The organism is Sediminibacterium sp. FW305-C-61, from assembly GCF_058231065.1.
The window spans coordinates 219,398-231,530 of sequence record NZ_JBIQXR010000006.1 but is presented as its reverse complement, the minus strand read 5'-3'; the positions used below and the strand labels follow the sequence as shown (position 1 = coordinate 231,530).

Sequence of the window (12,133 nt, the reverse complement as noted above, 5' to 3'; positions counted from 1 at the left end):
AAATAGAATTGAATTTATAATTATAAACAGGTAATTCGATGATCGAAATAAAAGTACCAACAGTAGGAGAATCCATCAGTGAGGTTACATTACTTAAGTGGACCAAAAAAGATGGCGAATGGGTTGAGCGCGATGAAGTAATTGCCGAACTAGAAAGTGAGAAAGCCACTTTTGAGGTAAATGCTGAACAGGCAGGTATACTAACTACAGTTGGTAAGGAAGGAGATACACTCAATATTGGAGATGTACTGGCAAAGATTGATGAAACCGCTGCTAAACCCGAAGGGCAGCCAGCACCAAAGGAAACACCGGCTGCTGCAGCTCCGGCTGTAAAAAATGAGGCACCTGTTACCGCTGTTTCAAATGATATCAAAGCAACGCCTGTTGCTTCCGCAATTATCGCAGATAAAAAAGTTGATCCAAGTTCAATCAAGGCAACCGGTGTTGGTGGTAAAATCGTAAAACACGATGTACTGGAAGCTTTATCAAACCCTGGTAAAAAACCATTGGTTGCCGGAGGAGAATTGTTTAGCAGAAATGTACGTCAGGAGAAAATGAGCAACCTGCGTAAAACCATCAGTAAGAGACTGGTGGAAGCAAAGAATACTACTGCTATGCTAACAACCTTTAACGAGGTTGACATGACCAGGATCATGGATGTGCGTAAGCAATACAAAGACAAGTTCAAAGAATTGCACGGGGTTAACCTCGGGTTCATGAGCTTTTTTGCCAAAGCTTGTGCCATAGCACTGGGAGAATGGCCTTCTGTGAATGCTTATATTGATGGCGACCAATTAATTTACCATGATTATGCTGATATCAGTATAGCAGTAAGTACCCCCAGAGGACTTACCGTACCCGTTATGAGAAATGTGGAGAGCCTGAGCATGGCAGATGTAGAGAAAAAAGTGGTTGAACTGGCAGGTAAAGCAAGAGATAGTAAATTAACCGCGGAAGATTTACAGGGAGGAACATTTACCATTACCAATGGAGGCGTTTTTGGTAGCCTGATGAGTACCCCTATCATCAATATTCCACAAAGTGCTATCCTGGGTATGCATAAAATCCAGGAAAGACCAATGGCCATAAACGGACAGATAGTTATCCGTCCAATGATGTACCTGGCACTTAGCTACGATCACCGCATTATTGACGGAAGAGAAAGCGTAAGCTTCCTTGTTCGTGTGAAAGAATTACTCGAAAATCCAGAACTACTTCTTTTCGGAAAAGATCCGGTTAAAACCTTACTGGAAGTCTAAGCTTTATAATTCTCACGAAATTGCTGTAACTTAATTGGGAGGATCGCTATGATGGAAATCATCATAGCGATCCTGATACAACCTTGATTTGTACACCATGATGCGATTCCAGTCTTATTTCAATACGGCAATATCCCTTATTCAAGGGTATAATGGAGTTGTGCCATTGGTGCATTATCTCAAACAGTATTTTTCAACAGAGAAGAAACACGGCTCGAAAGACAGAAAATATATTTCACATCTTTGCTATAGTTATTACCGGCTCGGACATGCATTAAAAGAGTTGAGTGTAAAGGAACGTTTGCGCATTGCACTTTTTTTTGCTGAAAAAGCACCGGGTTATTGGGCTGGCTTGTATAAACCAGATTGGATCAAAAACTGGAGCGAAGATCTTGTAGAAAGAGTGGCTTATGTAGAACAACAATTCCCCGTATTCAGTATCCAGCATATTTATCCATGGAAAGATGAAATTAGTTTCGGTGTTGATCAGGCAGCATTATGTTATGCGCAGTTTACACAACCCGATTTATTTATCCGAATCAGACCTGGTAAAGAAGCTTTGGTTAAAGAAAAATTACGCGCAGCAGAAATTCATTTTAAAGAAATTGCAAATGATAGTCTGGCTTTGGCGAATGGCACCAAATTGGATACTGCTTTACAAATAGATGAAGAAGCTGTAATTCAGGATCTGAATTCGCAAAGGGTAAAACAATTCTTTCCTGAAAAATTGGAACAATCACCAGTGCGTGTTTGGGATTGTTGTGCAGCAAGTGGAGGGAAATCAATACTAGCTACAGATTATTTTAAGCAAATTGATTTAACCGTTTCAGACACACGCAGTACTATACTTCAAAACCTGGGGACACGTTTTGAAAGGGCAAAAATCACCGGCTATCAATCTTTTCAGGCTGATATTTCCACCTCTACTTTTACACCACCCGAAAATGGATTTGATTTAGTTATCTGTGATGCGCCTTGCACAGGTAGTGGTACATGGTCGAGAACTCCGGAACAATTGTTCTTTTTTGGTCCAGATAAGATTACCTTATTCACTACTTTACAGAAAAAGATCATTCTTAATACTGCAAAAGCAGTAAAACCTGGAGGTTATCTATTATACATTACCTGTTCTTTATTCAAAAGAGAAAATGAAGAGGTAATTACCCATCTCCTTGCAGAGAATGACTCACTGGAATTGGTTAAACAGGAATTGTTGACAGGGTATAACCAAAAATCGGATACCATGTTTGTTGCGTTGCTTGTGAAAAAAGCCTGACCTGATCAAAGATTCATTAGCGCGCCGCGCTGAATGATTCCTCCACCGATTACATCATTCCCTTCATAAAATACCGCACTCTGTCCGGGAGCTATGCTCTTTACATTTTCGTAAAAATGTGCCCTTATGCCATTCTCGCTGGTATATAAATTAGACAAAGCGCCGCGATCTTTATAACGGATTCGGGTGATGGCTTCCATACCATCAGTAATACCATCGTATTTTATCCAGTTGATTTTTCCAACCTGCATATCGTTTTGTTCGAGGTCTGTTTCTTCTCCAAGCGTAACGGTATTGGTATCTGGGTCAATTGCGGTTACATAAGCAGGTTTACCTAATGCAATGTCTAATCCTTTGCGCTGGCCAATAGTGTAGAATGGATATCCTTTATGTCTGCCTAATTGTTTTCCCGTTTTATCAACAAACCAGCCGCCATCAACTTTAGCTTCCAAGCCGTCTACATTTCTTTTCAGGAAACCGCGGTAATCATTATCAGGCACAAAACAAATTTCGTAACTCTCACTTTTTTTCGCCAGTTCAGGATAGCCCATATCCATGGCCATCTGACGAATATCTTTTTTGTGGTATTTACCCAGGGGCATCATGGTGCGACTTAACAATTCCTGATCAAGTCCCCATAAAACATAGCTCTGATCTTTGGTTTCGTCAAGACCCTTACTGATTACATAGCGTCCGTTATCATGTTGTCTTACTTCAGCATAATGTCCGGTAGCAATAAAATCGCAGTTCAGCGCATTGGCTCTTTTGAGTAATGCCCTCCATTTAATATGGGTATTGCACATTACGCAGGGATTGGGAGTGCGGCCTGCGAGGTATTCTTCAACAAAATTTTCAATGACAAAACCACCGAATTCCTCGCGGATGTCTAAAATAAAATGCGGAAACCCATGGTGCACTGCTGCCTGTCGGGCATCGTTAAAAGAATCGATATTACAACAACCTGTTTCCTTTGAACTGGTGCCACTGCTTGCATAATCCCATGTTTTCATGGTGATACCCACCACTTCATACCCTTCATGGTGTAACATGAGTGCCGTAACGGTACTGTCAATACCGCCACTCATTGCCACCAACACTTTTCCTTTACGGCTCATGATAAAAATTATTAGTCTGCAAAAATACGATAACCCACTGAATTGCCTCTAAGAAGCGCTTTTCAAAGCCGCCGTCAGGCTTTCGAAAAACGAAAAATCACTAAAACGGCCATATTAAGGTTCAAAATCAGGAAAACCACCGATATCCGGTCTGGTAAAATTTGCGGTAAATACGCTAACCGGGAAACATCATTTTCCCGATATTTACCAAAATTGATCGTTATGATAAAACTATTGGTAATCGGAAACCTGGGTAAAGACGCCGTTTTAAATTCGGTAAATGGAAAGAATGTGATCAACTTTACCGTTGCACATACGGAAAGATACAAGGATGCCCAGGGTGTTCAAAAAGATCGTACTGTTTGGGTAGATTGTTCATACTGGACAGATCGCACAGGTGTGGTTCCATACCTTAAAAAGGGAACACAGGTTTATGTAGAAGGTAATCCGGATGTAAGAACCTATACCACACAGGATGGAAGAAATGGAGCAACCTTAACACTAAGGGTGCTTACCATCCAGCTAATTGGTTCAAAAAATAATGAAGGAGGAAGTCCATCACCACAAGGTAATTATGGAAATAGTTCGGCCCCTTCTGCACCGGCTTATAATAGTCAGCCTTCAGTAAGTACACCAAATGAACTTACTGAACCAATGGATGATTTACCATTCTAGTAACAGTTATACTACTTAAAAAATAGGGGCTCAATATAATTGGCCCCTATTTTTTTTGACGACCCCCAACCTAAACTTCATTAAACAGTTTTGTACCTTGCGCCAATGAATCAACAGTTTTCATACCAGGAGCTCTATCAATTTACCTATAACGTATTTAAAGCAATGGGTTGCTCAGAAACGGATGCAACTACTGCAACAACCGTATTGCTATCAGCAGATTTAAGAGGTATTGATAGTCATGGTGTGGCAAGACTCAGCGGGTATGTACGTTTATGGGAAGTAAACCGAATCAATACCAAACCCGATATTAAAATTGTACACGAAACACCATCAACAGCAGTCGTAGACGGAGATGCTGGTTTAGGTCTTGTTGTAGCTCCTTTCGCAATGCAGGTAGCCATTGAAAAGGCAAAACTGGCAGGTACCGGATGGGTATCGGTGCGTAATACCAATCACTTTGGTATTGCAGGCTACCATGCGATGATGGCGCTGGAACACGAAATGATTGGTATGGCTATGACCAATGCCAGTGCACTGGTAGCACCTACTTTTTCTATTGAAAGAATGCTAGGTACCAACCCGATAGCAGTAGCCATTCCCGCTGGAACTCAACCTCCTTTTGTTGCAGATATGGCAACAACAACTGCAGCAAATGGGAAACTGGAAATACTACAAAGAAAAAATGCAGAAGCCCCTTTAGGTTGGGTGCAAGACAAAGAAGGCAACCCAACAACCGATGCTAATATCCTGAAACAGCAAGGAGCGCTTTTGCCACTTGGTAGCGATAGAGAGCATGGTAGTCATAAAGGTTATGCCCTCGGAGCCATTGTAGATATTTTCTCCGCCGTATTAAGTGGTGGTAGTTATGGTCCATGGGCCCCACCATTTCCTGCTTATGTACCAATGCCTGAAAATATGCCGGGTAAAGGATTAGGACATTTCTTCGGCGCCATGAGAATAGATGCTTTCAGACCTGCGGAAGAATTCAAACAGCATATGGATAACTGGATCGATAGATTCAGACAAGCTAAGCCCGCTCCCGGACATGAAAAAGTGCTTATTCCCGGAGATCCTGAAAGAGAATATGAAGCAGATAGAATGGAAAAAGGAATTCCGATCGTAGCACCAGTAGTTGCCGATCTTAAAGCAGTAGGAGAGCGTTTTGGGATAAAGCTGGTAAATTAAAGGCATGGCTGTCCGGGGAAAAGAGCTTCTAGCCTCTAGCTTCTAGCTTTTTTTTACTATTAATTCAACCGTCAACAAGCATAAGGGTGGTAATTAAATATTTCTTTAAGTAGGATTTTTACAAAACAAATTCACTAGCCCTGTCATTTATTCAAATAATAGCAGAAAGCCTAAAATAGGCACCATTCAAGGCTAGAAGCTAGAGGCTAGAAGCTTGCCGCTATTTTTCCCAGACCCCCAGGCACTAACGAACGTTCTTTAAAAACCTTGACTTTTTTAGACACCTTAAGTTACCTTTGCCCCTCATTTAACAACCATCTAAACCGGGGAGGAGTAGCTATGAAAATAATGAAGTTCGGCGGTACAAGTGTAGGTAAGCCGGAACGCATGCATCAGGTATCTCAGTTGATTACAAAAGATGCTGAATCTAAAATTGTGGTATTGAGTGCACTTAGTGGCACAACCAATGCTCTCGTGGAAATCAGTAATAACCTTTCTTCAGCAAACAGGGATATTGCCAAACAAAAGATCGATCTCCTCGAAGCGCACTATAGAAATTTTGTACTGGAACTGGTAAAAACAGATACTGTAAGGGCAAAAGCAAATGCAGTTGTTTCTGAACATTTTGAATTCCTGAATATTATTCTTCGTATTTCATTTAGTGAGGCTTTGAATAAAGATATCCTTGCACAGGGTGAGCTGATGAGTACCAAGCTTTTTTCTTGTTACCTGGAAGAGCAGGGTATTGACCACATGTTATTACCTGCATTGGAATTCATGACTATTGATGCCAATGAAGAACCACAACTTGGCGTAATAAAAAGCAAGCTGAATAATATTTTACAACAGCATACCGATAAAAAATTATTTATTACGCAGGGTTATATCTGCCGCAATGCAAAAGGGGAAGTCGATAACCTGAAAAGAGGTGGTAGCGATTATACAGCATCGCTGGTCGCCGCAGCTATTAATGCTTCTGTGTGTGAAATTTGGACAGATATCGATGGTATGCACAATAACGATCCAAGGATTGTAAATAAAACAGTAGCAATTGAGCAACTTAGCTTTGATGAAGCGGCGGAGTTGGCTTATTTCGGGGCTAAAATTCTGCACCCCACCTGTATCTGGCCCGCACAACAAGAAAATGTGCCCGTTAAATTATTGAATACCATGCAGCCCGAAGCCGCAGGTACCGTAATTACCAAAGAAGCCGGAAGTGTTGGTGTAAAAGCAGTAGCCGCAAAAGACGGTATCATTGCTATTAAAATAAAAAGCAGCAGAATGTTGCTTGCTTATGGCTTTCTGAGAAAAGTATTCGAAGTGTTTGAAAAATACCGCACTTCAATTGATATGATCACTACATCTGAAGTAGCTGTATCTGTTACCATTGATAATGATGAAGCATTAGCAGGCATTGTAAAAGAATTAGAACCCTTTGGAACTGTTGAAGTGGAGAAAGGACAAACCATTGTTTCTATTGTCGGCAATGAAATTGCTAAAACAGATCATGTACTTCAAAGACTCTTTAATGCCATCCAGGAAATTCCGGTGACTATGGTAAGCTATGGTGGAAGTCCTCATAATATTTCCCTCCTGGTACCAAGTGATCATAAAACAAAAACATTGCAGCTATTAAACAGCGGTTTATTTGGTCTGTAAGAATGTTAAATAAGGTTAATATTTAAGCCATCCTTTATACAGGATGGCTTTTTTATAAGAACTTGGTTCTTTAAACATGCTTATGAATCTTGGGAAACTACTGATTTTCTTTGCTATCTGGTTAATTCCATCTTCAATTCTTGCACAACAAACGCTTAAAGGAAGGGTGTTAGCAGCAGATACCAAACAACCCATTCATTTGGCCAATGTTTTTTTGAGCAATACATCGATCGGAACTGTAACTAATGCCGAGGGTTATTTTACCATTGAACATTTCCCGCAAGGAAGGTATGATGTGGTAGTATCCTGTATTGGATATGAATCTTTTGTCACTACAATTCAGAGCGCTCAATTACCCAAAACCATTGATATTAATCTTGTTCCTAAGGTGAATATTTTACAGGAAGTAATTGTAGAACCCTATGAAAAGAATGGATGGGATAAATACGGGAAATTCTTTCTTGATAATTTTGTAGGTACTTCTGCATTTGCTAAAGAATGCAAATTAAAAAACCCGGAAACCATTCGGTTTAGATACAACAAAAAAGAAAATATTTTAAGGGCATTTGCCGATGAGCCAATAATACTTGAAAACAAGGCATTGGGTTATATACTGAAATACGATCTTAAAACCTTTGAATACAATTACAGCACCCGTATTTTTTATTTCCAGGGATATCCTCTTTTCGAAGAAATGGAAACAGGACGGAAAAGGTTACAGGAAAGATGGGAAAACAGAAGGGCAGATGCTTATTATGGATCACTCATGCATTTTATGCGTTCCTTGTTCCGTAATCAATTAATACAGGAAGGTTTTGAAACCAGGAAACTGATTAAAATAAGTGAGGAAGAAAAGAAAAGGGTAAGAACATTATATAATAAACGAGCCTATACTAATGGTGTTGGTAATATTGTGGTAAACGACAGTATATTAGGACAAGGAAATGCCGATAGTGCAGCTTATTATAGAAAAGTAATGAGGCAACCGGAAAAAATGAATGTGCTGATTGATAAAGTGCTGCCTGGTGATAGTATCGCATTTGCGATAGATAGTCTTACTGCCGGACTTTATTTCGAGGACCACTTACAGGTTATTTACCTGTATAAGCAAGTGCCAGATGAATATGTGCAGGCAAATGGGTTATCGGTAAGGGCTAAATCTCCAGTGGTTTCTGAAATATTTCTAACCCGTAAAAATACCATAGCAGTGCTGTCTAACGGCAGTTACTACGAAGGTATTGACCTCATTTCATCAGGTTATTGGGGATGGTGGGAGAAGCTGGCTACCATGTTGCCGTACGACTATAAACCACCTCCCCGAAAAAAATAAACATGGCTTAGTTCAATATCTTTTCAAGCCAGTTTACATTACTGGTACCTTTTACAGCATCCAGGTCTTCTGCACTTAAGCCTCTTAAAAAGCTTTTGTATCCGGAAAGCATACTGCCATCTGAAAAAGTAGTTTCACAGTATGAGTTGAAAACATTATAGTTATAAGACTTGGCGGATGAAGCAATTTTTTCTACACAACCAGATACATCATTCCAGTTCGCATTAATTTTTCCCCTTATTTCATTGAATACCCCACAAGATACTTTTTGTGAAGCCGCAAGCATCCGATACACTTCTTTTTCAACAAGATTATGATAGTCTTGATTTTTTAATCGGTATTCACTGTTTTTACTGCTAAAAACTGATCTTGCACTACTAACATCTGCGGCACTTTTTGTTGCTTCGAGATTAGCATCTGCTTTTTTTCTATCGTACCCAGGTTTTATTTTCGCAATTTCTGCATCCTGCACTTTTGAAAGATTGATGGTCAGGTCCCAGACTTCCTTTTTCAGTTGTTGATTTTCTTTTTCCAGTTGCGAAATTTTGTTCTTTGTATTTGTCTTATAGGTCAGTATTTCTTTTTCAAGTGCAACAATATCTCTTACTAATTCGGTTTGTTGAATTTTAAGCACCTGTTTAATGCTGTCTTTGAGATTAATGGTTCTGAGTTGAGCATCAACTTTAATCTTTTGTCCTTTTAATGTACCCAATTGCTCATTTAGAGGTCTTAGGTATTCTTCTTCATCCAATTTCAACTGGTAAATATTCTTTTCATTTATAGTAACCTTCTCGTTTCGCTTTTGTTTTTCGTTTTCGGTTTTTTCTTTTACAGCTTCACGAATTGAATCAGAAGCGGTTCTGAATTCATTTTCATATCGTATAATACGGGCTTTATAAATGGCTACTTTATCTTCTGCTATAAGTATAGTGGTTACATAGTTCATGAGATCCTGGGCCCATGATTTGTGTTTAGCTTTAGCTTCTGCGTAAACTTTTGTATCGTACGAGCGACTATGTGCAGTTATTTCTTTACAATAATTCTGATTAGCGGTTTCCAGGTCATTTATCTGTTTCTGCTTGGCTATTTTACCATTGTCATTTTTCTCGTAATTCTGTATTTGAACACGCTTTAATGCGATACGCTCATTGTATTTCTGTCTTGTAGCTTCAAGTTCAGGTGTAGTGGCTGGTATTGCATATCCTTTAACCTCACCGAGGTGTTTCACAAAATCAATCCCTTGTTTTTCAAATTCAGACTTATACTTGCCACACTGACTGCACTTTGCACCCTTTTTCATATCATCTATCAATGCATCTCTTTCCTTAATGATAGCCGCTAATTCTGCCTGCATATCGCGCACTTTTGCTCTCATGGCACTGTCAAGCGAAATCAACTGTTTTTTATATAGCTCAATTTTCAATTTATTTTGCTCTATCATATTCGCCTTGCTTTCTATAGAAGAAACTTCACTACTGCCAGCGGTTTGACCATATGCTATTTGTTGAAAAATGCACAACAGAAAAGTAAAGGCAAGCGATTTGTATATAGAAGGCATATTCATAAGAAAAAGACTTAAGCAAATAAATAAAAATTATTGTCCGAATGGATCATCTTCAGCGGCAAGCAAAGCTTTCAAATGATTAAAGGCTTTGGATATTTTTTGGAAATTATCCGGATCAGCTTTCAGGTAAGGCATATTTCCATAGCTCACACTACTCGTTGTACCATTATTATAGTGAATACATACATTTCCTTTTAAAGAAAGCCTGAGTTCATTAATAGGAGAATTGGATCCATTTGAGTATTCAGTGATTGAACTAATGAGTTTAGGGTTAAACTCATAACTTACCAAACGCTGACTGTTAATCCAGAATTCGATTTTAATTCCTTTTTCTGTTTGTGTTACATTGCAGGTAGTTATCTTTCCAATCGACCCATTATTATTTGACCATTCATGTCCTATGGTTTCTTTTAATTTCTTGCTCAGGTAAGAAATGGTTTCACCTTTTGTCAGGGTTGGAGTTTGGGCCTTCAACTGTACAGCGAATAATACCGGAATAAGCAGGTAAAAAAATTGTTTCATAAAAAACTTTTTCAAAACTTAATAATACGAATTGGGGTATTGTATTGCACAAAATTGTCACAAGGTCAGTATTACATGTCAGGAAATTCGAAATTACCAGATTATTCGCAATTTGAAATACACATAAATGGTTATTTATACAGGCTCCGATATAACCGGATTGTTATATCGCATTTAGTATTTCTACTATGCATTGCTGTACTTTGCTCATTTCATCGCTGGTAATACAGTATGGAGGCATCAGGTAAACTGTATTGCCGAGGGGTCTGATATATATTCCTGATTGCATGGCTTTTTGTGTAATGGTACTACTGATTTCATTCAGGTATTCTTTTTTTCCCTGTGTAATTTCGAAAGCAAGGATCGTTCCGAGTGTTCGTATATCTTTTACGGGAAAATCGCCTTTTTGTATAATATCGGCCAACTGTAATTGCTGTGCAGATATCCAGTCAATTTGCGTGTAACAATCAGCTGTTTCTAATAGATCCAGGCTTGCTATTGCCGCTGTACAAGCTAATGGGTTTGCTGTAAATGAATGTCCGTGGAAAAAAGTTTTTAAGGCGTCGTCGTTCACATAAGCCTGATAAATTTCATCTGTACAGGCAGTTACGCCAAGCGCCATAGTGCCTCCCGTTAATCCTTTACTCAGACAAATAATATCTGGTTTATTTTCCATGTACTCGCTGGCAAAAAGCTTACCCGTTCTGCCAAATCCGGTCATGACTTCATCCGCAATACAAACAATATTATGTTCTTTGGCTTTGCCCAATAATTGGTCCAGTAAAGTGGGCTCATACATGTTCATACCGCCTGCACCTTGCACCAGTGGCTCATAGATAAATGCGGCTGTTTGGGCAGCATGGGCATCTATGGTTGCTTTTAATGCGGTTATATTTTCAGTGGTTGGCGTATCTATAAAAATCACATCAAATAATAAATCATGGAATGCGAGGGTAAATACACTCCGGTCGCTAACACTCATAGCACCAAAAGTGTCTCCATGGTAACTATTGTTGAAAGCGATGATTTTATTTCTTTTTTTTTGCTCCTTGTTCCACCAGAATTGAATGGCCATTTTAAGGGCCACTTCAGTAGAAGTAGAACCATTATCGCTGTAAAAAATCCTGGCAAAATCGCCGGGTAATTTAGGTATTAATCTTTCCGCAAGGGTAACGGCTGGTCGATGGGTAAAACCTGCGAAAATTACCTGCTCCAATTCAAGTGCCTGCTGGTATATTTTTTCGGCAATATAGGGATGGGCATGTCCATGTAGGGTAACCCACCAGCTACTAATGGCATCAATATAGGTTTTGCCATTTTCGTCGAATAACAGGCTTCCTTTTCCCTTAATAATGGGAATGGGGGCCGACATGTTTTTCTGCCTCGTGAAAGGGTGCCAGATATACTTTTGGTCCTTTTCAATTATACTCATACGGCAAATGTAATATGTAAACGGCAGCAGAACAGCCTTTCTGCGAGGTAGTTTTGCGCTGTTTTAAGGTTGATGCAACGTAAGCGCATAACCTTGTGTCAAAACCTCGAATT

Annotated in this window: 10 protein-coding genes; 6 read left to right on the top strand and 4 right to left on the bottom strand. The window is 39.4% G+C overall.

The window, feature by feature from the left end; all coding sequences use genetic code 11:
- Positions 1–38 precede the first annotated feature (38 nt).
- Together odhB and ACH30E_RS15490 are read left to right on the top strand one after the other, a co-directional pair.
- The gene (gene odhB / locus ACH30E_RS15495) at positions 39–1,259 is read left to right on the top strand and encodes a 2-oxoglutarate dehydrogenase complex dihydrolipoyllysine-residue succinyltransferase (protein WP_490825568.1); all 1,221 of its coding nucleotides are present in this window, start codon (positions 39–41) and stop codon (positions 1,257–1,259) included.
- 97 nt (positions 1,260–1,356) lie between these two features.
- The gene (locus ACH30E_RS15490) at positions 1,357–2,535 is read left to right on the top strand and encodes an RsmB/NOP family class I SAM-dependent RNA methyltransferase (protein ID WP_490825566.1); all 1,179 of its coding nucleotides are present in this window, start codon (positions 1,357–1,359) and stop codon (positions 2,533–2,535) included.
- A 5-nt stretch (positions 2,536–2,540) separates the two neighbouring features.
- Here ACH30E_RS15490 and mnmA read toward each other — a convergent pair whose 3' ends face one another.
- Entirely contained in the window at positions 2,541–3,650 is a 1,110-nt protein-coding gene (mnmA, locus tag ACH30E_RS15485) for a tRNA 2-thiouridine(34) synthase MnmA (protein ID WP_294991854.1), read from the bottom strand.
- 222 nt (positions 3,651–3,872) lie between these two features.
- On the opposite strand from mnmA, the gene ACH30E_RS15480 reads away from it, so the two are divergent.
- The 4 genes from ACH30E_RS15480 to ACH30E_RS15465 all read left to right on the top strand — a co-directional run bounded on the left by ACH30E_RS15480 (position 3,873) and on the right by ACH30E_RS15465 (position 8,502).
- Positions 3,873–4,325, top strand: a complete 453-nt coding sequence (locus ACH30E_RS15480; RefSeq protein WP_294991852.1) for a single-stranded DNA-binding protein — start codon at positions 3,873–3,875, stop codon at positions 4,323–4,325.
- 105 nt (positions 4,326–4,430) lie between these two features.
- Positions 4,431–5,513: an Ldh family oxidoreductase gene (locus tag ACH30E_RS15475; protein ID WP_490825565.1), complete on the top strand. Its 1,083-nt coding sequence runs from the start codon at positions 4,431–4,433 to the stop codon at positions 5,511–5,513.
- A 339-nt stretch (positions 5,514–5,852) separates the two neighbouring features.
- The gene (locus ACH30E_RS15470; protein ID WP_490825563.1) at positions 5,853–7,172 is read left to right on the top strand and encodes an aspartate kinase; all 1,320 of its coding nucleotides are present in this window, start codon (positions 5,853–5,855) and stop codon (positions 7,170–7,172) included.
- Positions 7,173–7,254: 82 nt separating this feature from the next.
- On the top strand, positions 7,255–8,502 hold the full coding sequence (locus ACH30E_RS15465; RefSeq protein WP_294991845.1) for a carboxypeptidase-like regulatory domain-containing protein: 1,248 nt from the start codon (positions 7,255–7,257) through the stop codon (positions 8,500–8,502).
- A gap of 7 nt (positions 8,503–8,509) precedes the next feature.
- On the opposite strand, the gene ACH30E_RS15460 is transcribed toward ACH30E_RS15465, so the two are convergent.
- The 3 genes from ACH30E_RS15460 to bioA form a co-directional block, all read right to left on the bottom strand.
- A complete protein-coding gene (locus ACH30E_RS15460; protein WP_490825562.1) occupies positions 8,510–10,060 on the bottom strand; it encodes a hypothetical protein in 1,551 nt (516 codons plus the stop codon).
- A 36-nt stretch (positions 10,061–10,096) separates the two neighbouring features.
- The gene (locus tag ACH30E_RS15455) at positions 10,097–10,588 is read right to left on the bottom strand and encodes a hypothetical protein (RefSeq protein ID WP_294991840.1); all 492 of its coding nucleotides are present in this window, start codon (positions 10,586–10,588) and stop codon (positions 10,097–10,099) included.
- Positions 10,589–10,751: 163 nt separating this feature from the next.
- Positions 10,752–12,020, bottom strand: coding sequence for an adenosylmethionine--8-amino-7-oxononanoate transaminase (gene bioA, locus ACH30E_RS15450; RefSeq protein ID WP_490825560.1), 1,269 nt, complete (start codon positions 12,018–12,020; stop codon positions 10,752–10,754).
- Between the last annotated feature and the right edge of the window lie 113 nt (positions 12,021–12,133).